Source organism: Terrabacter sp. 05T424 (assembly GCF_056396225.1).
Genome location: NZ_JBFTLB010000006.1, coordinates 216,952 through 242,631 on the forward strand (window position 1 = coordinate 216,952; position 25,680 = coordinate 242,631).

Annotated in this window: 18 protein-coding genes, 1 rRNA gene and 1 other annotated feature; of the genes, 2 read left to right on the forward strand and 17 right to left on the reverse strand. The window is 69.5% G+C overall.

Annotation, left to right across the window (positions count from 1 at the left end; all coding sequences use genetic code 11):
- Positions 1–3: 3 nt before the first annotated feature.
- Entirely contained in the window at positions 4–1,533 is a 1,530-nt protein-coding gene (locus AC1DE0_RS14505) for an MFS transporter (RefSeq protein ID WP_478101709.1), read from the reverse strand.
- Positions 1,534–1,644: 111 nt separating this feature from the next.
- On the opposite strand from AC1DE0_RS14505, the gene AC1DE0_RS14510 reads away from it, so the two are divergent.
- Positions 1,645–2,358, forward strand: a complete 714-nt coding sequence (locus AC1DE0_RS14510; RefSeq protein WP_478101712.1) for a TetR/AcrR family transcriptional regulator — start codon at positions 1,645–1,647, stop codon at positions 2,356–2,358.
- On the opposite strand, the gene AC1DE0_RS14515 is transcribed toward AC1DE0_RS14510, so the two are convergent.
- Complete coding sequence (locus AC1DE0_RS14515; RefSeq protein WP_478101715.1) at positions 2,355–3,269, reverse strand: LysR family transcriptional regulator; 915 nt, start codon at positions 3,267–3,269, stop codon at positions 2,355–2,357. The genes AC1DE0_RS14510 and AC1DE0_RS14515 overlap by 4 nt on opposite strands.
- A gap of 73 nt (positions 3,270–3,342) precedes the next feature.
- Here AC1DE0_RS14515 and AC1DE0_RS14520 point away from each other — a divergent pair, with 73 nt between their 5' ends.
- Complete coding sequence (locus tag AC1DE0_RS14520) at positions 3,343–4,347, forward strand: EamA family transporter (protein WP_478101717.1); 1,005 nt, start codon at positions 3,343–3,345, stop codon at positions 4,345–4,347.
- On the opposite strand, the gene AC1DE0_RS14525 is transcribed toward AC1DE0_RS14520, so the two are convergent.
- The 15 genes from AC1DE0_RS14525 to AC1DE0_RS14595 all read right to left on the reverse strand — a co-directional run bounded on the left by AC1DE0_RS14525 (position 4,243) and on the right by AC1DE0_RS14595 (position 25,271).
- Complete coding sequence (locus AC1DE0_RS14525; RefSeq protein WP_478101719.1) at positions 4,243–4,716, reverse strand: YchJ family protein; 474 nt, start codon at positions 4,714–4,716, stop codon at positions 4,243–4,245. The genes AC1DE0_RS14520 and AC1DE0_RS14525 overlap by 105 nt on opposite strands.
- Entirely contained in the window at positions 4,713–5,402 is a 690-nt protein-coding gene (locus AC1DE0_RS14530) for an NUDIX domain-containing protein (protein ID WP_478101721.1), read from the reverse strand. Before AC1DE0_RS14530 ends, AC1DE0_RS14525 begins: the two co-directional genes overlap by 4 nt.
- Before the next feature lie 15 nt (positions 5,403–5,417).
- Positions 5,418–7,181, reverse strand: coding sequence for a CTP synthase (locus AC1DE0_RS14535; protein ID WP_478101723.1), 1,764 nt, complete (start codon positions 7,179–7,181; stop codon positions 5,418–5,420).
- 11 nt (positions 7,182–7,192) lie between these two features.
- A complete protein-coding gene (locus AC1DE0_RS14540) occupies positions 7,193–8,350 on the reverse strand; it encodes a glycosyltransferase family 4 protein (RefSeq protein ID WP_478101725.1) in 1,158 nt (385 codons plus the stop codon).
- Positions 8,347–10,101, reverse strand: coding sequence for a murein biosynthesis integral membrane protein MurJ (gene murJ, locus AC1DE0_RS14545; RefSeq protein WP_478101727.1), 1,755 nt, complete (start codon positions 10,099–10,101; stop codon positions 8,347–8,349). Before murJ ends, AC1DE0_RS14540 begins: the two co-directional genes overlap by 4 nt.
- A complete protein-coding gene (locus AC1DE0_RS14550) occupies positions 10,098–11,030 on the reverse strand; it encodes a hypothetical protein (RefSeq protein ID WP_478101729.1) in 933 nt (310 codons plus the stop codon). The genes murJ and AC1DE0_RS14550 overlap by 4 nt, the downstream gene beginning before the upstream one ends.
- Positions 11,027–11,971 carry a copper transporter gene (locus tag AC1DE0_RS14555; protein WP_478101731.1) on the reverse strand — a complete coding sequence of 315 codons (945 nt, stop codon included), beginning with the start codon at positions 11,969–11,971 and terminating at the stop codon, positions 11,027–11,029. The genes AC1DE0_RS14550 and AC1DE0_RS14555 overlap by 4 nt, the downstream gene beginning before the upstream one ends.
- Positions 11,968–13,149: a putative cytokinetic ring protein SteA gene (gene steA / locus AC1DE0_RS14560; protein WP_478101733.1), complete on the reverse strand. Its 1,182-nt coding sequence runs from the start codon at positions 13,147–13,149 to the stop codon at positions 11,968–11,970. The genes AC1DE0_RS14555 and steA overlap by 4 nt, the downstream gene beginning before the upstream one ends.
- A 45-nt stretch (positions 13,150–13,194) precedes the next feature.
- Positions 13,195–15,054 carry a DNA repair protein RecN gene (gene recN, locus AC1DE0_RS14565; RefSeq protein ID WP_478101735.1) on the reverse strand — a complete coding sequence of 620 codons (1,860 nt, stop codon included), beginning with the start codon at positions 15,052–15,054 and terminating at the stop codon, positions 13,195–13,197.
- A 9-nt stretch (positions 15,055–15,063) separates the two neighbouring features.
- Complete coding sequence (locus AC1DE0_RS14570; protein WP_478101737.1) at positions 15,064–16,011, reverse strand: NAD kinase; 948 nt, start codon at positions 16,009–16,011, stop codon at positions 15,064–15,066.
- Positions 16,008–16,811, reverse strand: a complete 804-nt coding sequence (locus AC1DE0_RS14575) for a TlyA family RNA methyltransferase (protein WP_478101740.1) — start codon at positions 16,809–16,811, stop codon at positions 16,008–16,010. Before AC1DE0_RS14575 ends, AC1DE0_RS14570 begins: the two co-directional genes overlap by 4 nt.
- Positions 16,808–17,125: a hypothetical protein gene (locus AC1DE0_RS14580; RefSeq protein WP_478101743.1), complete on the reverse strand. Its 318-nt coding sequence runs from the start codon at positions 17,123–17,125 to the stop codon at positions 16,808–16,810. The genes AC1DE0_RS14575 and AC1DE0_RS14580 overlap by 4 nt, the downstream gene beginning before the upstream one ends.
- A 45-nt stretch (positions 17,126–17,170) precedes the next feature.
- The gene (locus AC1DE0_RS14585; protein ID WP_478101745.1) at positions 17,171–18,277 is read right to left on the reverse strand and encodes an HAD-IIA family hydrolase; all 1,107 of its coding nucleotides are present in this window, start codon (positions 18,275–18,277) and stop codon (positions 17,171–17,173) included.
- Positions 18,278–18,388: 111 nt separating this feature from the next.
- Positions 18,389–20,035: a tetratricopeptide repeat protein gene (locus AC1DE0_RS14590; RefSeq protein ID WP_478101747.1), complete on the reverse strand. Its 1,647-nt coding sequence runs from the start codon at positions 20,033–20,035 to the stop codon at positions 18,389–18,391.
- A gap of 120 nt (positions 20,036–20,155) precedes the next feature.
- Positions 20,156–23,391, reverse strand: a sequence feature (most likely nonfunctional fraction of RNA operon).
- A gap of 358 nt (positions 23,392–23,749) precedes the next feature.
- Positions 23,750–25,271 (reverse strand): 16S ribosomal RNA (locus tag AC1DE0_RS14595).
- Positions 25,272–25,680 lie beyond the last annotated feature (409 nt).

A 25,680-nucleotide genomic window follows, 5' to 3' on the forward strand; every position in this document is an offset into this window, starting at 1 on the left:
GCGTCAGCGCGGCAGGGCGGCCTCACCCTGGCGGACCACCGTGAGGGCGCCCTCCGCCGCGGGCGTCTCGGCCTCGCCCTCGGCCGCGTGCTCGTCGACGGTGTGGCTGTCGGTGAGCGAGAGCGCGCCCCAGGCGGACACGATGCCGACGACGACGGCCAGGACGGCATACGTGATCCGCTCGCCGTGGAAGAACGACTCGACGAGGGCCTGGCTCCAGGTGCCGCTCGGCAGCTGCGTCGTCACGAGCACGGCGATGAGGGTCCCGACGACGGCAGTGCCGACGCTCGTGCCGACCTCCTGGGCGGTGTCGTTGAGCGCGGCCCCGATCGACGTCCGGTTCTCCGGCATCGCCTCGACGAGGGCCACCGCGCAGATGGTCATCACGCTGCGCAGGCCGAGGGTCATCACGACCATGGCGGCGGCGATCGCCGGGTAGCCGTGGTCGACGCCCCAGGCGAGCCCGGCCAGCGAGAGCGCGAGGAGAGCCGCACCGACAAGGCAGGCGACCCGGTGCCCGAAGCGCCTGGCCAGCCACTCGGAGACCGGGGTCGCGAGGACCATCGTCGCGATGAGCGGGAGGTTCGCCAGGCCCGCGCGCACCGGGCTCCAGCCGTACGCGTACTGGAAGTGCAGGATCAGCCCGAACATCACCCCGGCCATGGCGATCGACGTGCCGACCTGCGCGATCGCCGCGCCCCGCACGGTGCCCCGCGCGAAGAGCCGGAGGTCGAGCATCGGCGACGCGGAGCGGCGCTCGTGGCCGATGAACGCGAGCAGCGCGACGCCGGCTCCGACGACGGAGGCGATGGTCCAGGCCGACAGCCAGCCGTGCTCGACTCCACTCGTGAGGGCGTAGCAGCCCAGGCCGATCGCGGTGATGCTGAGCGCCGCTCCGGGCAGGTCGAGCCGGTCGTGCGTGAGGTCCTCCGACCGGTCGGCGGGGACGCCGAGGCGGATCCCCACCCACGCGAGGAGGGCGATCGGCGCGTTGACGAGCAGCAGCCACTCCCATCGCACGTGGGCGAGGGCGGTGCCGCCGAGCAGTGGGCCGAGGACGAACCCGGCCATGCCGACGACGATCATGACGGTCATCGCTCGCATGCGCAGGGCCTGGTCGTCGAAGAGCCGGAAGACGAGCGAGTTGGTGATCGGCGCCATCGCCGCCGCGGCGACCCCGAGCGCGGCGCGAAGTGCAACGAGCTCACCCGTGGTCGTGACGGCGGCGACCGCGAGGCTGATCACCCCGAAGGCGGCCAGCCCCCACAGCAGGACACGTCGCCGGCCGAGCCGGTCGGCCGCCGAGCCGGCCGTGAGCAGCAGGCCGCCGAACGTGAGCGAGTAGGCGCCGGTGACCCACTGGAGGGCGGTCGTGCCGCTGCCGAGGTCGCGGCCGATGGTGGGCAGCGCGATCGTCAGCAGCGTGTTGTCGACCATCTCGACGAAGAAGGCGAGGCACAGGGCGGCCAGGGGCACCCAGGCGGCACGGAGGGAACGGTAGGTGCGAGGCGCGGTGGGGCTGGTGGTGGTCATGCGGGCCTCCGATCATCGAACGGCGTTCGACTCTCGAACACAGTTCGATAATATAGAACGATGTTCGATCTGATGCAAGACGACGCCGGCGGCATGTGGTGGGATGGGCGCATGGCCCCCCAGCGACAGCGCGACGTGCACCGACCGCGCGAGCGCCGCCGGGCGTCCCACTCCCTCGACGCAGTGCTCTCCGAGGCGGTGGCGCTGCTCGACACGTCGGGTGAGCAAGCCCTCACCTTCCGTGCCCTGGCGGCTCGGCTCGGGGGCGGCGTCGCCAGCATCTACTGGTACGTCTCGGGCAAGGACGAGCTGCTCGACCGCGCCGCCGACCACGTGCTGGAGGACGTCCTCGCCGACGTCGCGCAGGTCGGCGACGGCGACCCGGTCGACGACCTGCGCACCATCGCGACGACGTTGTTCGACGCGATCGTCGAACGCCCGTGGCTCGGCGCCTACTTCATGCGCGACACCGACGTGCAGCCCAACGCCCTGCACCTCTACGAGAAGCTCGGCCAACAGGTGCTCCGGCTCGACCTGACCCCCCGCCAGAGCTTCCACGCGGTGTCCGCCGTCGTCGGCTTCGTGGTCGGCACCGCGGCCGACATGGGGCAGCAGGCGCCCGAGGTGGTGCGCTCCGGCGAGGTGGGGCGCGACGAGTACCTCAGCCGGTACGCCGACACCTGGCGCGCCCTGCCGGCGGACGAGTTCCCGTTCGTGCACCGCATCGTCGACGAGTTCTCCGGGCACGACGACGCCGACCAGTTCCGCGCAGGGCTCGACCTCATCCTCGCAGGGCTGCGACTGCAGGCCGACAGGCGCACCTAGATCAGGGTGAGGTCCCGGGATCCTTCTGCCGCAAGGGATTTCGTGACGGCGGCGAGTGCTGGACTGTCGGTCATGGTCCGTCTCCAGACCAGGCTGACCGTCCGCTCCGACACGGGGTCGACGATCGGCACGGCGACGACCCCTTCGGGTAGAGGCCCCCGCCCGAGGCGGGGCACGAGCGCGATCGCCTCGCCGCCGGCGACGAGGGCCACGTGCGTCGCGAACTCCAGTGCGACGTGACCGATGCGGGGCGCGCGCCCCACGTCGAAGTACATCTTCTGCAGCCACTGGTGGCAGATCGATCCCGGCGCCACGCTCGCCCACTGCTCGTCGAGCACGTCACCGACGCCGATGCTCGCCGAGCCCGCGAGGCGGTGCCCGACGGACACCAGGACGTCGGCCCGGTCGCGCCCGAGGTGTCGCACCTCGAGGTGGTCGGGGATCGCGAGCGGCAAGGGCTCCCAGTTGTGCACGAGCGCGAGGTCGTGCGAGCCGGACGCCACCGCGTCGACGGCGTCCCACGGGTCGATCTCGTCCGGTCGCAGGGTGACACCTGGGGCCTGCTCGCGCAGTCGCGCGAGCGCGCCGACGACGATGCCGCGGTATGCCGTCGCGAACGTCGCGAGGCGCACCGTGCCCACGGCCTCGCCGCTGACCCCGTGCAACCGCGACTCGAGGCGCTCCATGTGCGAGAGCAGGTCGCGGGCCGACTCGGTGAGGGTGCGGCCCGCCTCGGTGAGCAGCACCCCTCGCCCCTGGCGCTCGAGCAGCTGGACGCCGGTCTGGCCCTCGAGCCGCTTGATCTGCTGGGAGACGGCGCTCGGCGTGTAGTCGAGGGCGGCAGCGGCCGCACCCACCGACCCGTGGGCCTCGACGGCGACGAGGGAACGCAGGGCGACCGGGTCGATCATGCAGCAATGCTACACAGTTCGCCGAACAACAGTTTGATGGACGTGAACGGTCATGGTCGCGGACGATGGGCCCATGCGCCGCCGTGACACCGCCCTCGCCGTCCTGGTCGCCCTGATCTGGGGCACGAACTTCGTGGCGATCCGAACCGGCCTCGACTCGGTGCCGCCGCTGCTCTTCCTCGCGGTGCGGTTCGCCGTCGTCTGCGTCCCTGCCGTGTTCTTCGTGCGGCGGCCGGGACTCCCCTGGCGTGACCTCGCCCTCATCGGCCTCTTCACGAGCCTCGGCCAGTTCGCCCTGATGTACCTCGCCCTCGAGCTCGGCATGCCGCCGGGCCTGGCGTCGCTCGTGCTCCAGACGCAGGTGCTGCTCACCGTCGTCATCGCCGCGGCGTGGCTCCGGGAGCAGCCGACGCCGGCGCAGCGCATCGGGGTCGCGCTCGGCGGCGCCGGGCTGCTGACCATCGCGGCGGGCCGCGGGCTCACCGCCCCCTTGCTCCCCCTCGTCGTGCTGGTCCTGGCGGCCGTCTCCTGGGCCGTCGGCAACGTGCTGACCCGCCGCGCCGGGTCGTTGTCCGGCGCGGGCGCCGGGCTCGGCGTCACCGTCTGGTCCGGGCTCGTCGTGCCCGTTCCAGCGTTCGCCCTCTCCCTGGTCTTCGAGGGGCCGACAGCCATCGGCGATGCGATCGGCCACGTGCAGTGGTCGGCCGTCCTCTCGACCGCCTACACGGCCTACCTCTCGTCACTGGTCGGCTACGGCATCTGGAACACGCTGCTCAGCCGTCACCCCGTCGCGAAGGTCACGCCGTTCGCGATGCTCGTGCCGGTGTTCGGCATGGCGGCGGCCGCGCTCGTCTACGACGAGCGACCGCACGCTCTCGAGCTCGCCGGTGGCCTCGTGCTGCTCGCCGGCGTCGCGGTCACGCTGCTGAGGCGGGGGGCCCGGACCGCTGTCACGGATCGGCCTGACGACCGGTCAGCGCTGGTCGCCGTCGACGTAGACCCAGCGGCCGGCCCGTCTGACGAACCGGCTGATCTCGTGCAGGCGGCCCGCGGCCGTCCCGTCGCCGAGGCCGGCTGACCGCTGGTCTGACCGCTGGTCTGACCGCTCGTCGAAGGCTGCGACGAACTCGACCACCCCGTCGGTGTCGTCGCCGGTGCCCCGCTCGGTCCGCACGACGGTGAGGCCCGTCCACCTGGTGGCCGGGTCGAGGGTCAGGTCGTCGGGACGGGTTCGCGGGTGCCACGTGCGCACGAGGTGGTCGACGTCACCCGTGGCGAATGCCGTGTAGCGCGATCGCATCAGCTCCTCGGCCGTCGAGGCGTCCCGCTCCCCGGTGAGCAGCGGACTGCAGCAGCCCGCGTATGCCGTGCCGCTGCCACACGGACAAGGGCCGGTGCACGGGGCGCCACCGCCGAAGGACGAGCCGACGATGGACGACCCGCTCACGGTCGGGCCGCGGAGGAGGCCGCTGCCTGGGCCTCGCGCGCCGGCCAGGGCGCGTCGTGGGGTCGCAGGGTCGACCAGGCGCGGCCACGAGAGAGACCGGCGCTGAGCAGCCCGACCAGCGTGGCCGAGTTGCTGATGCGCCCGGTCAGGGCCGCGTCCACGGCGTCGTCGAACGGCACCCAGAGCGGTCGCAGCGTGAGCTCCTCCGCCGTCCGCTGGTGGGCGTCTGCCTCGGGGACGTCGCTGAGGCCGCGGGCGAGGAAGACGCGTACGGTCTCGGGGAAGGCGCCGGGAGACGTGACGTCGTCGGCGAGCACGTGCCACTCGTCGGCCACGAGGTCGACCTCCTCCGCCAGCTCGCGGGCAGCCGCGTCTCGGGGCGGCTCCCCCGCGACGTCGAGGAGCCCGGCCGGGAGCTCCCAGACGTGCCCGCCGCTCGCGTGGCGGTACTGCCGGATGAGCAGCACGTGGTCGACACCGGCGACCTGACGCAGGGCGAGCACCGCGACCGCGCCGGGGTGCGTCACGAAGTCACGCGTGACCACACCACCGGCGCCGAGGTCGACGCGCTCGCGCACGACGTCGAAGATCATCCCCTCGAAGGGCGTCGAGGACTCGAGGACGGGCTCGGCGGCCCACTCCTCGACGATGTCGGCGCCGGTGCCGATGGGCGCGTCGAGACTCACCTGCTCCCCCGGAGGTCAGTCGGCGTCGGTCGTTCCGGCGGCGACCGACGCGAGCTCGTCGCGCTGGCCGTCGTCGTCACGGGAGCCGGCCGAGTCGGCGGCCTCTGAGGCGCGGTGCCGCTCGACCTCCACGAGACGCTCGCTGCGCTGGCGCTCCAGCGCCGCACCGACGAGGCCCGCGAAGAGCGGGTGCGCGCGGTTCGGGCGCGAGAGGAACTCCGGGTGCGCCTGCGTCGACACGTAGTAGGGGTGCACGTCGCGGGGCAGCTCGACGAACTCGACGAGCGTGCCGTCGGGAGACGTGCCCGAGAAGACGAGCCCGGCCGCCTCGAGGTCGGCGCGGTAGGCGTTGTTGACCTCGTAGCGGTGGCGGTGACGCTCCTTGACCTCGGCCTGGCCGTAGGCCTCGCGGATGACGCTGCCCTCCTTGAGGGCCGCCGGGTAGAGGCCGAGGCGCATGGTGCCGCCGAGGTCGCCGGCACCCTCGACGAACGCCTTCTGCTCCTCCATCGTCGCGATGACGGGGTGGGGGGTCTGCGGGTCGAACTCGGTCGAGCTCGCACCGTCGGTGCCGAGGACCGTGCGGGCGTACTCGATCACCATGCACTGGAGGCCGAGGCAGATGCCGAGCGTCGGAACCTGCTTCTCTCGCGCCCAGCGCAGCGCGCCGAGCTTGCCCTCGATGCCGCGTACGCCGAAGCCGCCGGGGACGAGCACGGCGTCCACGCCGCCGAGGGCGCGCTGGGCACCGGCCTCGGTCTGGCACTCGTCGCTGGCGACCCAGCGGATGTTGACCTTCGCGTCGTGGTGGAAGCCTCCGGCGCGCAACGCCTCGGTGACGGAGAGGTAGGCGTCGGGCAGGTCGATGTACTTGCCGACGAGGGCGACCTCGACGGCGTGCTCGGGGTCGTGCACCCGCTCGAGCAGCTGGTCCCACTCGGTCCAGTCGACGTCGCGGAAGTTGAGCCCGAGGCGACGGATGACGTACGCGTCGAGGCCCTCGCGGTGCAGCACCTTCGGGATGTCGTAGATGCTCGGCGCGTCCACGCAGGCCGCGACCGCGGTCACGTCGACGTCGCACATGAGCGAGATCTTGCGCTTGATCGGCTCGGGGATGTCGCGGTCGGCGCGGAGCACGAGGCCGTCGGGCTGCACACCGACCTGCCGCAGGGCGGCGACCGAGTGCTGGGTCGGCTTGGTCTTCAGCTCGCCGCTCGGCGCGAGGTACGGCACGAGCGAGACGTGGAGGAAGAAGCTGTTGTCGCGGCCGATGAGGTGGCGCACCTGGCGGGCCGCCTCGAGGAAGGGCAGCGACTCGATGTCGCCGACCGTGCCACCGATCTCGGTGATGATGACGTCGGGCGCGTCGGGTCCACCGGTCGCCAGGGCACGCATGCGCGAGACGATCTCGTTGGTGATGTGCGGGATCACCTGCACCGTGTCGCCGAGGTACTCGCCGCGGCGCTCCTTGGCGATGACGTTGTTGTAGACCTGGCCGGTCGTCACGTTGGCGCTGCCGACGAGGTTCACGTCGAGGAATCGCTCGTAGTGACCGATGTCGAGGTCGGTCTCGGCCCCGTCGTCGGTCACGAAGACCTCGCCGTGCTGGAACGGGTTCATCGTCCCTGGGTCGACATTGATGTAAGGGTCGAGCTTCTGCATTGTGACCCTGAGGCCACGCGATCTGAGAAGTCGTCCGAGGCTGGAGGCCGTCAGGCCCTTGCCGAGCGAGGAGGCCACGCCCCCGGTCACAAAGATGTGCTTCGTCGTTTCCACCACGGGCTTTAAGTCTACGTCATAGCGCGGGGGTCTCGGGCATACCGGTCCACCCATCGGCGCGCCTCGTCCCTCGGCGACTCCCAGGAGGCCGCGAGCGCACGGCCCGCGGCGCCCATCCTGGCCCTCTGGGCAGGGTTGGCGAGGAGGCTGTCGACCCCTGCAGCAGTGGCTGCCGGATCGCCAACGGGCACAAGCACTCCCGTCCCCTCGACGAGACCCGGCAGGCCGCCGGTGCGGGTCGCGACGACCGGCACGCCGGCGGCCATGGCCTCCTGCACGACCAGGGCTCGCGCCTCCCAGCGGCTCGTGAGGACGAACACGTCGGCCACCCGCAGCCAGCTCGGCACGTCGTTCCGGGCACCGACGAAGTGGACGCGCGCACGTGCCTCGGCCCCTGCGGCGCCGCCCTGCTCGCGTATGCCGTCTGCCTCCTCCTCGAGGCGCCTCAGCAGGGTGGCGTCACCGTCACCGACGACGACCCAGGAGGCCGCGGCTGCGGACAGGCCGGAGGCGGCGACGAGGGTCGCGAGGTCCTTCTGCGGGGCGATGCGCGAGACGGTGAGCACGACGGGCCGGTCCGGCGGTACGCCTGCGTCTGTGAGCAGTCGTGCCCTCTCGTCGGGTGCGAGACGCTCAGCGACGAGCAGGCAGGAGACGTTCGCGGCAGCGACCTGGGCGAGCACCGCGCGGCGCGCACCGAGCGACTCGGCGAGCACGACAAGGTCGTCGCTGGCGCCCGTGACGAGGTCGGCCCGACGAAGTGCCCAGCGGATGACGCCGCGCGCGACTCCGGCCTTCAGCCGGGACCCGATGGTGCCGGTGGCGGGGGGCAGGTCGTTGTGCAGCGACACCACGAGTCGCGGGCGCGGACGCGCTCGGGCTACGGCCACTGCTGCCACGACCGCGGCCTGGTGCCCGTGGGCGTGGACGACGTCCACCGTGCCTGCCAGCCGCATGATGCGGTGCCAGTCAAGGAGTCCCAGCGGCGCGCGCACGCCGGAACGGACCGGCCAGAGGCGGCGCGCGTCGACCCAGCCGAAGGTGTCCGCCGTCGCGGGGGCCGTCACCACCTGGACGTCCTGACCCTCGGCCCGCAGGCCCGCGACGAGGTCGTCGACGTGGGCGCCGACCCCTCCCGCGGCTCGGCCGACGACCATGAGCACCCTCACGACGCCACCTCCTCGGGGACGGCGCCGGCGCGGGAGCGTCGGACCCGCTGCACGAGGCCCGGGTCGACGGCCAGGGCCACCCCGGCCATGGCGACGAGCGCCAGCACCCCGACACCGGCACCGACCGCAAGGCTCGACCCGAGTGTGTGGCCGATCCCCCGGGCTGACAGCCACGAGCTCACTGCACGGCCGATGGCGGCCGCGACGACCGAACCGGTGACCGCCGCGGTGAGGGGTCGCACGGGCAGCCGCAGCGACGACCAGCCCCAGCTGCGGGCCACCAGTCCGACGAGCGACAGGGCACCGAGCGCCAGGCCCAGGCTCGACCCCGCCGCAAGCGCACGGAGCGTCGCGGGTCCGCCGGCACCCTGGGGGTCGAGGACCAGCAGCGGCAGGACGACGGTTGCGAGCCAGCCGAGCGCCGCCAGCCCGCCGGCGAGGACGGCGCGGCCCCGAACGTAGGACGCGCGGGTGAGCAGCCCCATGACGCCGAGAGCCAGGACCGAGGGGGCGAACGCACTCACCGCATCGCCCATCGCGGAGAGCGTCGCGCGCGAGGCGTCCGAGGTCGAGCCGGCGTCGAGCGCGCTGAAGAAGGCGCCCACCGGTACGGCCACCGCGACGAGGGCAGCCGCGCCGAACAACGAGACGACGACCGTGGCGAGCCACGCCCGGCGCAAGGTGGCGGACGCGTCACGCACCTCGCTTCTCTCGACTCCGGCCCGCGGTCCGGCCTGCGGTGTGGAAGGCGGTCCGGGCTGCTCCCGCGCCTGCACTCCGGTCTGCTGGCGCGCAGCGTGAGCGCCGGCCAGGGACGGGAACGCCGCCGTTGCGAGCGGCACGGCTAGGACGGCATACGGGAGCAGCGTCACCGCCTGCGCGTAGGTGTAGACGTTGAGCGTGCCCGAGCCACCCCGGTCGTTGGCGAGTCGGATGACGACGAGCGTCGCGAGCTGCTGTCCGGCGACCGCCAGCAGGCCCGCCATGGCCAGGGTGCGCACGCGTCGGGCCACCCCGTCGGGAAAGCGCAGCCGCGGTCGGAGCCGGATGCCGGCGCGCCGCACCGGGGCCACGAGCGGCAGGGCCAAGGCGACGACCCCGAGGGTCGTCCCGACCCCGAGCGCGGCCGTCGCGACCTGCGGCACGTCACTGATCGGAGCGGCAGGGTCGGCCACGAGCGCACGGTAGGCGAGGTAGGCGCCGATGACGACGACACTCGAGAGCAGTGGTGCCAGGGCGGGGCCGACGAACCGTCGGTGCGACTGGAGCACGCCGGCGAGCACGATCGCGACCCCGTAGAGCGGGATCTGCACGGCGAAGACCCGGAGCAGGCCGGCCCCGAGGTCGACCTCGCCCGGGCAGCCCGTGCCGAGCAGCGTCGAGGCGACCGGACGGGCCGCAAGGGCCACGACAGCGCCCAGGGGGACGAGGACGACGACCGCCCAGGTGAGCAGCGCCGAGGCCGTCTCGTCGGCGTGGGCGCGGTCACCCCGCGCGAGCGCTCCGGCGACGAGCGGGACGACGACGGCTGCGAGCACCCCACCCGCGGCGATCTCGAACAGCACGTTGGGCACGGCGTTGACCGACTGGTAGACGCTGCCCACGCAGGTGGCGCCGACGGAGTGCGAGAAGGCGAACCATCGGCCGAAGCCGACGACGCGCGCCAGGAGTGTGAGTGCGGCGATCGTGCCCGCGGCGGCGAGCAGCCCCCCTCGCGAAGGGCCCCTGCGCCAGGGAGCGTCGTCGGTCACCGGCTCCCCCGACCCCACTCGTCGAGCCGACGGAGCACGGGGTTGCCGTGGATGACCCGGGTGAAGCTGACGCGTTCCGACGCGAGCGTCAGGGCGGCCAGTCCGCCGAGCAGTGCCAGGCGACCCGGCAGACCGGTGCGCTCCACCGCGGCCAACCCGACGAGGGCGCCGGCGGCGTTGGCGCCGGTGTCGCCGAGCATCGAGCGCGCCGCGAGATCCTCACGCACGACGCCGATCGACGACCCGACGGCGACCGCCCCCGGAAGCGTCCCGAGAACAGGCAGACCGGCGAGCACGGTCACCTTGAGCGCCCGGCCCGGGCGCAGGTCGAAGAGGTTGACGGCGTTGGCGGCGCCGGCGACGACGGCTCCGCCGACCAGCGTCGCGAGCACACCCCCACGGACCTGCCTCCGGGCGTCGACCATGGCAGCACCCACGAGGCCCGCTGCGGCGAGGCCGGCGACCTTCACCGCTCCTGTGGTCACCTGACCCCGCGAGAGCGCACCGAGGTGGCCCTTCAGGCCCTTGTCGTCGGCGCCGCCCGTCAGGTCGTCGAGGGCGCCGAGCGCCCCCGCTGCGAGCGCCACGACGGCGACGCTGCCCGCCGAACCGGCGACAGCGGCCCTCGTGCCGAGCAGGGATCCGGCCAGCGCACCCCCGACGGCACCGCCGACCCAGGCCGGGCCCTCGAGCAGGGTGACGGGGAGGCCGGCATGGTTGGTGCGTTCCCAGCGCTCGGTCGCTCCGGCGGGCAGCCGGCGGCACAGGCGAGACAACGCCCAGGACGTCACCGCGGAAACCGTGAGCGAGCCCACCATCGAGCCCACAGACGTACGCAGCGGCGTCGGGACGGACGCGCGGGCCGGCGCACCAGCCGGCGCAGCAGCCGGCCCGGCGCCGGGCTCGGCGCGACGACGCCCAGGGGTCACGGGCGCACTCGCGGGACGGTGGCCGTCGCACCTGCGTCGACGCCGTAGTGACCGATGCGCTCGTCGAGCACGTCCTCGACAGCCAGCACGACCGCAGCCGGGCCGTCGCCCGACCGGGCGTGGTCGACCGTGGCGGCGACGTTGGCCGTCTCGGACTTCTCTCGGACCGCCTGGACGGCGTTGGACGTGACGGCCTGACCGGCCGCGGCGACGGTGCTGCCGCCCGCGACGACGGTGGCCCGCGACGAGGCCGCAAAGGCCTCGACGAGCGACCGTACGGCGTCGGACCGGGTCGAGACCGTCGAGTCGTCGCCGGCGAAGTCGCCGGACACGATGATCGCGATATCGGCGCTCGGCAGGTCGGGCACGGACGAGTCGAGCAGGCCGGCGTCCACGAGCGCCTTGAGCCCTGCCGAGCGTGCGGGCGATGCGCCGACCGGGGTCTTCGAGACGGTCAGGGCCGTGAACACGCCGGTGAGGAGCGCGTCGCCGGTCGCCGTGGAGTCTAGCCCGAGGGCGGCGGCACCGGTGCGCCCGGCCTGGTCACGTTCGGTGGCCCGGCCGGCGTCGAACCAGTCGGCCCCGATGGACACCGTGCCGGTGAGGGCGGCGCCGCTCTGACGGACGACCTCCTCGAGGTTCTTGACCATGGTGCCGTCGGCGGAGGGCATCACGACCACGAGGACGCGGTGGCCGGTCAGGCGTCCGCCGACCACTCGCGGCTGGACAGCCGTGGCGAACTCGTCGGAGGCGTCGACCAGCTTCTCGCTCGTCGTGAGCTTGTCGTTGAGGCCCTGCTTCTCGGTGCGCAGTGCGGCCACCTGGTCGCTCAGCTGGTCGCCGAGGTTGGCCTGAAGAGGGCCGGCACCCAGCACGATGCCCACGGCGAGCGCGAGGAACACCGAGATGATCGAGACGAGGTGGTAGCGGAAGTCGATCAAGAGAAGATCCCAACGACGGCGGTCCAGAGGTCGTCCCAGCGGGCGGCGAGGACCTGCAGCCAGGCTTGCCCGGCCGGTGTGGAGGCGAGGGCGGCGAAGAACGCGAGCATGCCGACGAGCAGCATGGTCACGAGGAGCCGGCCGGGGATGCGGGCCCGATAGAGCTGGCTCACGCCCTTGGCGTCGACGAGCTTGCCGCCGACGCGCAGCCGTGTGAGGAACGTCGAGGCCTGCCCGTCGCGGCCCTTGTCGAGGAACTCGACGAGGGTGACGTGGGTGCCGACGGCCACGATCAGCTCGGCCCCCGAGTCGTCGGCGAGGAGCATCGCGACGTCCTCGCTCGTGCCGGCCGCGGGGAAGACGACCGGGGCGATCCCGAGGGCCTCGACGCGGGCCAGGCCCGGAGCACGGCCGTCGCGGTAGGCGTGAACGACGATCTCGGCCCCGCTGCGCAGGGCCTTGTCGGAGACGGAGTCCATGTCGCCCACGATGAGGTCGGGACGGTGGCCCGACTCGAGGATCGCGTCCGCGCCGCCGTCGACGCCGATGAGGACGGGGCGGTACTCGCGGATGTAGGGCTTGAGCGCCTCGAGGTCCTCGCGGTAGTGGTAGCCGCGCACCACGATGAGGCAGTGCCGTCCGTCGATCTCGGTCGTGATGGGCGGGACACCGATTCCGTCGAGCAGCAGGTCACGCTCCTTGCGGATGAACTCCATCGTGTTCGTCGCGAAGGCCTCGATCTGCACCGCGAGCCCGGCGCGGGCGTCGTGCATCTGGGCCTGCACGGCCGGGGCGTCGAGCAGGGCTCCGGTGGCGATCTTGCTCGTGCCGGACCACAGGTCGGAGCCGTCGAGTCGCAGGGGCTCGCCGTCTGTGACGGTCATGACCTCGGGTCCGGCGGCGTCGAGCACGGGGATGCCGGCCTCGACGAGGATCTGGGGACCGAGGTTGGGGTATCGCCCCGAGATGGAGGCGCTCGCGTTGACCACCGCGGCCGGGCGGATCGTGACGAGGGCGTCGGCACTGACCTTGTCGAGGTCGGCGTGGTCGATGACGGCGATGTCGCCGGGCTGCAGCCGTTTGGTGAGCCGCTTTGTGCGGCGGTCGACGCGCGCCGGCCCGGAGACGCCGGGACCGGTGTCGCGGGCGCCGGGACGGCGACGGATCGGGAGAGCCATGATGCGCTCAATCGTGCCACGTCGCGCGGACGGCGACCGAAGCGGTCAGGCGGGGGCGGCGCTGCGTGCCGGCTTGCGCACGGTGCCCGACGGACGGCGCGCCGAGGTGCGTGACGAACCGGACGAAACCGACGATGTGCTGCGGGCCGACGCCCGCGACTCTCCGGTCTGTTCGAGCAGGTCACCGGCGTGCGCGAGCCCGGCCTCGGAGTCGGGGTCGCCGCCCATCATCCGCGACAGCTCTCGCAGGCGGGCATCGCCGTCGACCACCGACACGCTGCTCGAGGTGATGCGCCCGTCGTCGGCCTTGTGCACGACGAGGTGGCGGTCGGCGAAGGCCGCGACCTGGGCGAGGTGGGTGACGACGATGACCTGGGCGTGCTCCGCCAGGGCGGCGAGGCGGGCCCCTACGTCGAGGGCGGCGCGCCCACCCACGCCGGCATCGACCTCGTCGAAGACGAACGTCGGCGGGCCACCCGCGCCGTCGGCCGCGGCGCTGCGCGACCCGACGACCTCGAGGGCGAGCATGACGCGCGAGAGCTCGCCTCCGGACGCTGCCTTGGCGACGCTGCGCGGGGCGGCGCCGGGGTTTGCGGCCAGCAGGATCTCGACGTCGTCGATGCCATGTCGGGAGAGGCGGACCCGCTCACCGTCGGGGAGGGTGACGCCCTCGGGGTCGGTGCGGCGACGGACGTCGACCTGGACGACCGCCTTGCCCATCGCCAGGTGTGCCAGCTCCTCGGAGACCCGGGCGCCGAAGTCCTCCCCTGCCGCCCGCCGTGCGTCGGACAGGGCGAGCGCAGCAGTGACCACGGCCTCCTGCAGCTCGCCCACCTCGGCCCCGAGACGCTCGACGCGGTCGTCGGCCGTGACCAGGTCGTCGAGTCGGGCGGCTGCCCGTCCCGACCACTCGAGCACTTCGTCGACGCTCTCGCCGTACTTTCGGGTGAGCACGCCCAGCGCGGCCCGACGCTCCTGGACGAAGCCGAGTCGCTGGGGGTCGAGCTCGACGTCGTCGAGGTAGGCCGTGAGGTCGGCGCTGAGATCGGTCACGAGGGTGCCCAGCTCGTGCAGCCGGGCATCGAGACCCGCCAGCGACTCGTCGTGCGTCGTGGCCGGGGTGAGGGCCCCCCGGGCCGACCCGATGAGGTCACGCACGTTGGGTGCCGGCTCGGCCGCATATTCGTCGCCACTGAGGTCGGCGAGCGCCTGGGCGGCGGCCAGCCGCAGCGTGTCTGCGTGCGCGAGCCGGGCGTCCTCCGAACGCAGGGCCACGTCTTCGCCGGGCTGCGGGTCGACCGACTCGATCTCCTCGAGCGACGCGGTGAGCGAGTCGATCTCGCGGGCGCGGTCGCGGGCTTCGGAGACGAGGCGGTCGTGCTCACGTGCGGCCTCGCGCCACCGGTCGTAGAGCTCGGCCACCCGGTCGCGAAGAGCGACGACTTCGGACCCACCGAAGTCGTCGAGCACGACGCGGTGCGCGTCACCCTGCTTGAGGCGCCACTGGTCGGCCTGGCCGTGGACCGCGACGAGCAGCTGGCCGAGGTCGGCCAGGACCGACACGGGCGCGGTGCGGCCGCCGACGTGGGCGCGCGAGCGACCGGCCGCAGCAATGGTGCGGGCGATGACGAGCTCGCCGTCGTCGTGGTCGGCCCCGGCCTCGTCGGCGCGGACCAGCGCGGGATGGTCGGCCGGGAGCTGGACGACGCCCTCGACGAGGGCGGAGTCGGACCCGGTGCGCACGAGGCCGGAGTCGGCGCGCTCGCCGAGGAGCAGCCCGAGCCCCGAGACGACCATGGTCTTGCCGGCGCCGGTCTCTCCGGTGAGCACGTTGAGCCCGGGGCTCAGCTCGAGGACGGCGTCGTCGATGACGCCGACGCCACGGATCCTCATCTGGCTGAACACGGGACCACCTTAGGGCCGGGCACCCTCACCACCGCCGACGCCGTCCACCGGCGTCGCCGTGTCGCCGTTGCCGCGCCACCCCTCGACCGAGAGGTTGAACTTCGCGACGAGCCGGTCGGTGAACGGCGCGCTCGTGAGGCGGGCCAGCCGGATCGGCCGGATGCCGCGTCGCACCTCGATGCGGGCGCCCGGTGGCAGGTCGACGTGGCGTCGCCCGTCGCACCACATCACGCCGGCACCCTCCGTGGCTGCCTTGATCTCGACCGCCAGGTTCGTGTCGGGTCCCAGCACCAGCGGCCGCGCGAAGAGGGCGTGCGCCGCGCTGGGCACGAGGAGCATGGCCTGAACCTGCGGCCAGACGACCGGCCCGCCGGCCGAGAAGGCGTATGCCGTGGAGCCGGTCGGCGTCGACACGATCACCCCGTCGCAGCCCCAGCTCGACAGCGGGCGTCCGTCCACCTCGACCGTCACCTCGAGCATGCGTTCGCGGGCCGCCTTCTCGACGCTCACCTCGTTGAGGGCCCAGCTGCTGGCGATGAGCTCGCCGTGCAGCCGGGCGTCGACGTGGAGCGTCATGCGCTCCTCGACGGCGTAGTCGTTGTTGGCGATGTGTTCGACCGTCGCGTGCAGGTGGTCGCGCTCGGCCTCGGCGAGGAAGCCGACGTGCCCGAGGTTGACGCCCAGGAGCGGCACGTCGACCCGCCGGGCGAACTCGGCCCCGCGCAGGATCGTGCCGTCGCCGCCGAGCACGACGACGAGGTCGCACCCCTCGGCGACCTGCTCCTCCTTGGACGCGATGTGCACGCGGGCGCTGTCCTTGAGGTCCAGGGCGTGCGCCTCGTCGGCCTGGAGCGACACGTCGATGCCGAGGGCGGTGAGGCGCTCGACGACGGCCTTGGCGACCGTGAGGGCCTCGGGGCGGCGCGGGTGAGCCACCAGCAGGATCCGGCGCGTCACGAGTCTCCCTCCAGGTCGATGGCCTCCAGCATGTCATCCGCCGAGGTCGGGGACGCGTCGGGGACCGGACGGGGCGCGAGCCAGAAGAGGAACTCTCGGTTGCCGTCACCCCCGGTGATCGGGCTGGCGACCGCGCCGTGCAGATGGAGCCCCACCTCGGAGGCGACCTGGGCGACATCGCGCAGCACCCTGCGGTGCTCGTGGCGTGACGTGACCACCCCGGTGCGGCTCAACCGCTCACGGCCGACCTCGAACTGCGGCTTGACGAGGACGACGAGGTCACCGGCATCGGTGACGAGCGGACGCATGGCCGGCAGCGCGATGGCGAGCGAGATGAAGCTGAGGTCCGAGACGACGAGGTCGAACGGCCCGCCGAGGGCGTCGGGGTCGACGTCGCGGATGTTCGTGCCCGGCAGGTCACTGACGCGGTCGTCGAAGGCGATCGAGGAGACGAGCTGCCCGTGGCCGACGTCGAGGGCCGTCACGTGGGCGGCGCCGTGCTCGAGCAGCACCTGGGTGAACCCACCGGTGCTCGCGCCGACGTCGAGGCACCGTCGCCCCTGGACCTCTACCGGCCACAGCTGCACGGCGTGCAACAGCTTGAGGGCGGCTCGTCCGACCCACCGGTCCGGCTCGCGGGTCAGCTCCACGGCGGACGCGTCGTCGACGTGCTGGGCCGGTTTCGTGGCGGGCCGGCCGTCGACGAGGACGACTCCGGCCGCGACGAGCTCACGTGCCTGGGTGCGTGACCGCGCGAGGCCGCGGGCGACGAGCTCGACGTCGAGTCGGGGCGCCGTCACGCCCCACCGAGGCCGCCGAGGCGGCTCTGCAGGCTGCGGTGGGCGTGCTCGCCCGACTCGATGCGCTCGGCGAACGAGCCGGCCTGGGATCGGGCGAGCTGCATCATCGCCTCGTCGACCGCAGCGTCACCCGTGACGGGCGGGACGGGTGTGGCGACGTCCTCCGGCTCCTGCCACGCTCCGCGCCCGGCGTCGTCGACTGCCTCACCGACCGCATCAGCGACGGGCTCGTCGACATGGGCGAGGTCGTCGACTTCCTCGACGCCCTCGACCTGTCCGAGATCTTCGCGCCGGGCGTCACTGTCGCCGAACATGGTGTCCTCCGTGCTGGTTCGTGCCGAGTCCTGCGTCCGCCCACGCTACCTGTTCGGCCCCGTCGGCGAGGTGAGCGGGCTCGCTCCCCCGGTCGGCGCGGCGCCACGAACCAGGGAGTCCAAGGTGTCGGCCGCCGCGCGCGCGAGCTCGTCCCGGGGACGCCCCGCGTCGCGCTCGTGAAGCAAGGCCGCGGCCCCCGCGCGGACGACCTCGACGTCGCTCCCGCCGTCCGCCCGGACCTCCAGCGCGCCATCGACGAAGCGTGCGACTGCCGCCCCGCATCGCCAGCTCTCCGCCTCGGCCACGGGCATGGCGTACGGCTGGAGCAGATCGGACAGGGAGCCGACCAGATACGTCGGTGCCGAGTCCGTCGCCATCAGGTCGGACGGGAGGTCCACCCCCGTGAGCACCCAGACCGAGTCGATGCCGGCGGCCACGGCGCCGTCGATGTCCGTCGCGAGGCGGTCACCGACCGCGAGCGTGCGCGACGGGTCCGTGCCGAGGTGGTCGAGCGCGAGCTGGTAGAGCGGTGGGTGGGGTTTGCCGACGACGTCCGGCCGGCGTCCGACAGCGGCAACCAGCAGGTCGACGTAGGCGCCGTTCCCCGGAGACTGACCCCACGGGAGTGGCAGCGTCGCGTCGTCGTTCGTCGCCACCCAGGGCAGCCCGGACCCGAGCAGCCGCGCCGCGGTCTCGAAGTCCCGCACCCGCAGGTCCTTGCCGTACCCCTGCAGCACTGCCGCCACCGAGGAGGAGGGGTCGGAGGCCTCCTTTGCGGCCTGGACCGGACGCACCGGGTCGAGCCCGGCCCGGTCCAGCGCCTCGACGACGCCATCGCCGCCCAGTGCGAGAACGCGCGATCCAGCGGGAAGCGTTCGCGCGAGTCGTGCCGCCCCCGCCTCCGCGCTCGACACGACGTCATCAGGTGTGGCCGGAGCTCCGAGGCCGGTAAGGTGCTCGGCGACCTCGGCCGTCACGCGAGATGCGTTGTTCGTGGCGTAGACGACTTTGATGCCACGAGATCGTAGACCCTGCAAGGCTTTCGGGGCGTCGGGCACGGCGTCGGCACCGCGGTAGACGACACCGTCGAGGTCGCACACGACCCCGTCGTAGGCCGCGATCAGCGCGGCGTCCGCTGTGTCCGTTGTCATCTGACCTCCCGCCTCGAGCGTAGGGCCGCGCTCGGCGGGACGCGCGCAGCGGGGGCCGGGTCGTCCAGAAACGCGAACGGGCCCGACCTGTGTGGTCGGGCCCGTTGCATGTCAGTGGCGAGAGTCCGCGTCGTCGTCCGCGTCTTCGTCGTCCGCGTCTTCGTCGTCCGCGTTGTCGTCCGCGCGGTCAACAGGACCGAAGTCGTCGTCGTCCTCGTCTCCGAGCAGGTCGGTGACGTCGACCCCGTCGAGCTCCTCGAGGCGCTCTGCCGCGTCCGTGGTGAGCTCGTGGTCGGCCTCGGCCGCCCGGGCGAACCAGTCGCGTGCCGCATCGGTATCGCCTGCGGCGAGCTTCGCGTCCGCGTAGGCGTAGAAGAGGCGGGCCGCCGACGGGCGATTCGGGTTGATCCGCTTGACGAGGTCGCTGAGGGCGGCAGCCGCCGCGTCCAGCTGCCCGAGGTCACGCCGGATCCCGGAGACGACGATGGCCAGCTCGACCCGGTCGTCGATGGCCAGGTTGTTGGCCTCCTCCGACTGTGCGAGCTCGAGAGCCTTGGTGTGACGACCCAACGCCCGCTCGCAGTCGACCATGAGCGGCAGCAGGTGGCTGGAACCCGAGAGGCGGCGAACCGTACGGAACTCCCCCAGCGCGCGGGCCCAGTCGCCGAGCCGGTACGCCACGAGCCCCAGTGCCTCGCGCGCGGCCGGCACGCGGCCCGCACGTCGGACGGCGGTCTCAGCGTGAGCCAGAGCGGCCTCGGGCTCGACGTCGAGCAGCTCGGCGACCATGACCAGGTGCTGCGCGACCCCTTCGGCGTTCTCCTTGGAGAGGGTGCGCAGCTGGTTCTTGACGCCGCGGTCGACCTCGTGGCCGGTGACACCCTCACGGATGGCTGGCTCGGGCTTTCGCGGCGACTTCGGCGTCAGACGAGAACCGCCACGACGCTCCTCGTCCTGCGGGCGGCCGGCGCCGCCGCGGGGACGGTCATCCCGGCGCGGCCGGTCGTCGTAGCGGCGGGGGCCGCGATCATCTCGTCCGCCACCGGAGCGACGGTCGTCGGAGCGGTAGCCACCGCGGTCGTCCCGACCGCCGGTGGCGCGACGGTCGTCGGAACGGTAGCCGCCACGGTCACCACCAGAACGACGGTCGTCGGACCGGTATGCGCCACGGTCGTCCCGACCGCCGGTGGGGCGACGGTCGTCGGAACGGTAGCCGCCACGGTCACCACCAGAACGACGGTCGTCGGAGCGGTAGCCACCGCGATCGTCCCGACCGCCAGTGGGACGTCGGTCGTCGGACCGGTAGCCACCGCGATCGTCCCGACCGCCAGTGGGACGTCGGTCGTCGGACCGGTAGCCACCGCGGTCGTCCCGACCGGCGGTGGAGCGTCGGTCGTCGGACCGGTAGCCACCGCGATCGTCCCGACCGCCAGTGGGGCGACGGTCGTCGGAGCGGTACCCGCCGCGGTCGTCCCGACCGGCGGTGGAGCGTCGGTCGTCGGACCGGTAGCCACCACCGCGATCGTCGCGGCCACCACCTGAGCGACGGTCGTCCGAGCGATAACTGCCGCGGTCGTCCCGACCGCCGGTGGAGCGTCGGTCGCCGGACCGGTAGCCACCGCGATCGTCGCGACGGGGGCCGCCGGACCGGGGGGCGCCGGAGCCTCGGCCGGCGCCCTGGCCGCGTGCGGGCCCGCGCTGACCGCCGTCGCGGTCGCGGCGCTCGCCTCGGCTCTCGTTGCCGTCCTGGTCACTCATGTTCAGCATCCTTCCGCGCCGACCGCGGTCGGCGCCACCTCTGGCGTCATCGAGCACAAAAAAGAAAGAGCGCCCCAGACGGATCAATGAAGTTCCGTCCGGGGCGCTCTGACAAAGTGTGTCCGGCTGCGTCCTACTCTCCCACACCGTCACCAGTGCAGTACCATCGGCGCTGAAGGGCTTAGCTTCCGGGTTCGGAATGGAGCCGGGCGTTTCCCCTTCGCTATGACAGCCGAAACTCTATGGAGATATCAATCAGTGGCCACACATTGCTGTGCTTCCACATCCGGCCTATCAACCCAGTAGTCTAGCTGGGAGCCTCTCGCCCTTGCGGGCCTGGAAACCTCATCTTGAAACGTGCTTCCCGCTTAGATGCTTTCAGCGGTTATCACTTCCGAACGTAGCTAATCAGCGGTGCTCTTGGCAGAACAACTGACACACCAGAGGTTCGTCCATCCCGGTCCTCTCGTACTAGGGACAGCCTTTCTCAAGTTTCCTACGCGCACAGCGGATAGGGACCGAACTGTCTCACGACGTTCTAAACCCAGCTCGCGTACCGCTTTAATGGGCGAACAGCCCAACCCTTGGGACCTACTCCAGCCCCAGGATGCGACGAGCCGACATCGAGGTGCCAAACCATGCCGTCGATATGGACTCTTGGGCAAGATCAGCCTGTTATCCCCGGGGTACCTTTTATCCGTTGAGCGACGGCGCTTCCACAAGCCACCGCCGGATCACTAGTCCCGACTTTCGTCCCTGCTCGACATGTCTGTCTCACAGTCAAGCTCCCTTGTGCACTTACACTCAAAACCTGATTGCCAACCAGGCTGAGGGAACCTTTGGGCGCCTCCGTTACCTTTTAGGAGGCAACCGCCCCAGTTAAACTACCCACCAGGCACTGTCCCTGATCCGGATCACGGACCGAGGTTAGATATCCAGAACGACCAGAGTGGTATTTCAACGTTGACTCCACCATCACTGACGTGACGGCTTCACAGTCTCCCACCTATCCTACACAAGCCGTACCGAACACCAATACCAAGCTGTAGTAAAGGTCCCGGGGTCTTTCCGTCCTGCTGCGCGTAACGAGCATCTTTACTCGTAGTGCAATTTCGCCGAGTTCGTGGTTGAGACAGTGGAGAAGTCGTTACGCCATTCGTGCAGGTCGGAACTTACCCGACAAGGAATTTCGCTACCTTAGGATGGTTATAGTTACCACCGCCGTTTACTGGCGCTTAAGTTCTCAGCTTCGCCGTGAGGCTAACCGGTCCCCTTAACGTTCCAGCACCGGGCAGGCGTCAGTCCGTATACATCGTCTTGCGACTTGGCACGGACCTGTGTTTTTAGTAAACAGTCGCTTCTCCCTGGTCTCTGCGGCCGATCACGCTCGGGAAGCAAGTTCCGTCACGATCAGGGCCCCCCTTCTCCCGAAGTTACGGGGGTATTTTGCCGAATTCCTTAACCACGATTCACTCGATCGCCTTGGTATTCTCTACCTAACCACCTGAGTCGGTTTGGGGTACGGGCGGCTCGAACCTCGCTAGAAGTTTTTCTCGGCAGCATAGGATCACCCTCTTCCCGCATTCGCGGTCACTATCAGGTCTCAGGCTTCATGCGATCCGGATTTGCCTGGATCGCGCCCTACACCCTTGGACGTGGACAACCATCGCCACGCGGAGGCTACCTTCCTGCGTCACTCCATCGCTTGACTACTACCAGATCGGGTCGTGCGCTCCACACACCCGGTAACCCCGAAGGGTTGATGGGCGTGCTTCAGGCACTTAGCATCACAAGGTTCATCATGGGCGGTTCTTCGCCGGTTCCGGAATATCAACCGGATGTCCATCGACTACGCCTGTCGGCCTCGCCTTAGGTCCCGACTTACCCAGGGCAGATTAGCTTGACCCTGGAACCCTTGGTTATTCGGCGGACGGGTTTCTCGCCCGTCATTCGCTACTCATGCCTGCATTCTCACTCGTGTGGCCTCCACGGCTGGTTCACACCGCCGCTTCCCTGGCCACACGACGCTCCCCTACCCATCAACACGCCTGGACACCGAACCCGCAGGTGTCGGTGCCGAGCAATATGTCAATGCCACAGCTTCGGTGGTGTGCTTGAGCCCCGCTACATTGTCGGCGCGGAATCACTTGACCAGTGAGCTATTACGCACTCTTTAAAGGGTGGCTGCTTCTAAGCCAACCTCCTGGTTGTCACAGCAACTCCACATCCTTTCCCACTTAGCACACGCTTAGGGACCTTAGCTGGTGATCTGGGCTGTTTCCCTCTCGACTACGGAGCTTATCCCCCGCAGTCTCACTGCCACGCTCTCACTTACCGGCATTCGGAGTTTGGCTAACGTCAGTAACCTGGTGAGGCCCATTAGCTATCCAGTAGCTCTACCTCCGGTAAGAAACACGTGACGCTGCACCTAAATGCATTTCGGGGAGAACCAGCTATCACGGAGTTTGATTGGCCTTTCACCCCTACCCACAGCTCATCCCCTCAGTTTTCAACCTAAGTGGGTTCGGTCCTCCACGCAGTCTTACCTGCGCTTCAACCTGGCCATGGGTAGATCACTCCGCTTCGGGTCTAGACCCAGCGACTATGGGCGCCCTATTCGGACTCGCTTTCGCTACGGCTTCCCCACACGGGTTAACCTCGCCACTGAGCACTAACTCGCAGGCTCATTCTTCAAAAGGCACGCTGTCACCCCACACGCCCAACGGCGGGAGGCTCCAACGGATTGTAGGCACACGGTTTCAGGATCTATTTCACTCCCCTCCCGGGGTACTTTTCACCTTTCCCTCACGGTACTTGTCCGCTATCGGTCACCAGGGAATATTTAGGCTTAGCAGGTGGTCCTGCCAGATTCACACGGGATTTCTCGGGCCCCGTGCTACTTGGGAAATCCACCGGGAGTCCACACCATTTCGTCTACGGGGGTCGCACCCTCTGTGCCGAGCCATTCAATGCTCTTCGACTATGACGCAGATTTCTTACTCCCTGTTGGCCTGTCAGAGCCAGCTGGCGGGTCCCACGACCCCGAACGTGCAACGCCTGACAGCTATCACACACGCCCGGTTTAGCCTCATCCGCTTTCGCTCGCCACTACTCACGGAATCACTGTTGTTTTCTCTTCCTGTGGGTACTGAGATGTTTCACTTCCCCACGTTCCCTCCACACACCCTATATATTCAGGTGCGGGTGACTGGACTTGCCTCCAGCCGGGTTTCCCCATTCGGAAATCCTCGGATCACAGTCTGGTTATCGACTACCCGAGGCTTATCGCAGATTCCTACGTCCTTCTTCGGTTCCTGGTGCCAAGGCATCCACCGTGTGCCCTTAAAAACTTGAACACTACAAAGATGCTCGCGTCCACTGTGAAGTTCTCAAAATACAACCGGCACCCCACACCCACCACAGACAAACTGTGATCTCGGCRGGGCCCACGACCAGAAGAAACCAGCCGGCACACACCAACGAACCCGGTATCAACCGGGCCCGGCGCGTGTCGTCCGATCCTTCAGGACCCAACAACGTGTCAGGCACCCACCCCGCACCCACCACGTTCCACTGCCCGCCCCCCGAAGGAAGCCGAGCTTGTACTTGTGTATGAGCACCAGGTCGGTGCCAAATAATCGATGTTCCACCCTTGAGCACCCGCTGCCCCACACTCGGGGACAGACCGGGCTGCCATAAATGACTGCTCCTTAGAAAGGAGGTGATCCAGCCGCACCTTCCGGTACGGCTACCTTGTTACGACTTAGTCCCAATCGCCAGTCCCACCTTCGACGGCTCCCCCCACAAGGGTTGGGCCACCGGCTTCGGGTGTTACCGACTTTCGTGACTTGACGGGCGGTGTGTACAAGGCCCGGGAACGTATTCACCGCAGCGTTGCTGATCTGCGATTACTAGCGACTCCGACTTCATGGGGTCGAGTTGCAGACCCCAATCCGAACTGAGACCGGTTTTTTGGGATTCGCTCCACCTCGCGGTTTCGCAGCCCTTTGTACCGGCCATTGTAGCATGCGTGAAGCCCAAGACATAAGGGGCATGATGATTTGACGTCATCCCCACCTTCCTCCGAGTTGACCCCGGCAGTCTCCTATGAGTCCCCACCATGACGTGCTGGCAACATAGAACGAGGGTTGCGCTCGTTGCGGGACTTAACCCAACATCTCACGACACGAGCTGACGACAACCATGCACCACCTGTACACCAGTCCGAAGACGCACCCATCTCTGAGTGATTCCGGTGTATGTCAAGCCTTGGTAAGGTTCTTCGCGTTGCATCGAATTAATCCGCATGCTCCGCCGCTTGTGCGGGCCCCCGTCAATTCCTTTGAGTTTTAGCCTTGCGGCCGTACTCCCCAGGCGGGGAACTTAATGCGTTAGCTGCGGCACGGATCTCGTGGAATGAGACCCACACCTAGTTCCCAACGTTTACGGCATGGACTACCAGGGTATCTAATCCTGTTCGCTCCCCATGCTTTCGCTTCTCAGTGTCAGTAATGGCCCAGAGACCTGCCTTCGCCATCGGTGTTCCTCCTGATATCTGCGCATTCCACCGCTACACCAGGAATTCCAGTCTCCCCTACCACACTCTAGTCTGCCCGTACCCACTGCAAGTCCGAGGTTGAGCCTCGGATTTTCACAGCAGACGCGACAAACCACCTACAAGCTCTTTACGCCCAATAATTCCGGACAACGCTCGCACCCTACGTATTACCGCGGCTGCTGGCACGTAGTTAGCCGGTGCTTCTTCTGCAGGTACCGTCACTTTCGCTTCTTCCCTGCTGAAAGAGGTTTACAACCCGAAGGCCGTCATCCCTCACGCGGCGTCGCTGCATCAGGCTTTCGCCCATTGTGCAATATTCCCCACTGCTGCCTCCCGTAGGAGTCTGGGCCGTGTCTCAGTCCCAGTGTGGCCGGTCGCCCTCTCAGGCCGGCTACCCGTCGTCGCCTTGGTGAGCCATTACCTCACCAACAAGCTGATAGGCCGCGAGTCCATCCCAGACCGAAAAACTTTCCACACCATACCCATGCAGGTTGGTGTCATATCCGGTATTAGCTCCGGTTTCCCGGGGTTATCCCAGAGTCTGGGGCAGGTTACTCACGTGTTACTCACCCGTTCGCCACTGATCAGACAAGGCAAGCCCTGTCATCACCGTTCGACTTGCATGTGTTAAGCACGCCGCCAGCGTTCGTCCTGAGCCAGGATCAAACTCTCCGTTGATGTTCAAACACCCACCCCGAAAAGAGGCGAGCAAACTTTGAACCCGATGAAGGGTCCGAAAACCTGACTGAAGTCGAACAACCAGCCGTAAATAGCTAGAAGTTCAATTCAACCAAAGGATAATTCGTTCCAAAACCAACCCAGACCACCCTCATGGACAGTTCCGAGCCAGCCTCGGGACGAGGTAATTGGCATCGATTTTTGACACGCTGTTGAGTTCTCAAGAATCGGACACACACCATCAACCAACCAGACCGGCCAGCCTCCGGGGCAACCCTTCAAACTTACCCGCCTCACACTTGGGAGTCAAACCCGCGAACCAGCCTTCAGACCGTCCAGATTCAACCCGCTTGGTGCCAGCGGCTCCTACCCTCCAAAGCCTACCGGATCAACCAGTGTGCTTCGGACC

What these genes read in the sequence shown, in the direction of transcription:
- AC1DE0_RS14585 (WP_478101745.1), bottom strand. Translation starts at nt 18,277, where the DNA reads ATGACAACGGACACAGCGGACGCCGCGCTGATCGCGGCCTACGACGGG.
- AC1DE0_RS14590 (WP_478101747.1), bottom strand. Translation starts at nt 20,035, where the DNA reads ATGAGTGACCAGGACGGCAACGAGAGCCGAGGCGAGCGCCGCGACCGC.
- AC1DE0_RS14515 (WP_478101715.1), bottom strand. Translation starts at nt 3,269, where the DNA reads ATGATCGACCCGGTCGCCCTGCGTTCCCTCGTCGCCGTCGAGGCCCAC.
- AC1DE0_RS14580 (WP_478101743.1), bottom strand. Translation starts at nt 17,125, where the DNA reads ATGTTCGGCGACAGTGACGCCCGGCGCGAAGATCTCGGACAGGTCGAG.
- AC1DE0_RS14510 (WP_478101712.1), top strand. Translation starts at nt 1,645, where the DNA reads ATGGCCCCCCAGCGACAGCGCGACGTGCACCGACCGCGCGAGCGCCGC.
- AC1DE0_RS14505 (WP_478101709.1), bottom strand. Translation starts at nt 1,533, where the DNA reads ATGACCACCACCAGCCCCACCGCGCCTCGCACCTACCGTTCCCTCCGT.
- steA (WP_478101733.1), bottom strand. Translation starts at nt 13,149, where the DNA reads ATGGCTCTCCCGATCCGTCGCCGTCCCGGCGCCCGCGACACCGGTCCC.
- AC1DE0_RS14520 (WP_478101717.1), top strand. Translation starts at nt 3,343, where the DNA reads ATGCGCCGCCGTGACACCGCCCTCGCCGTCCTGGTCGCCCTGATCTGG.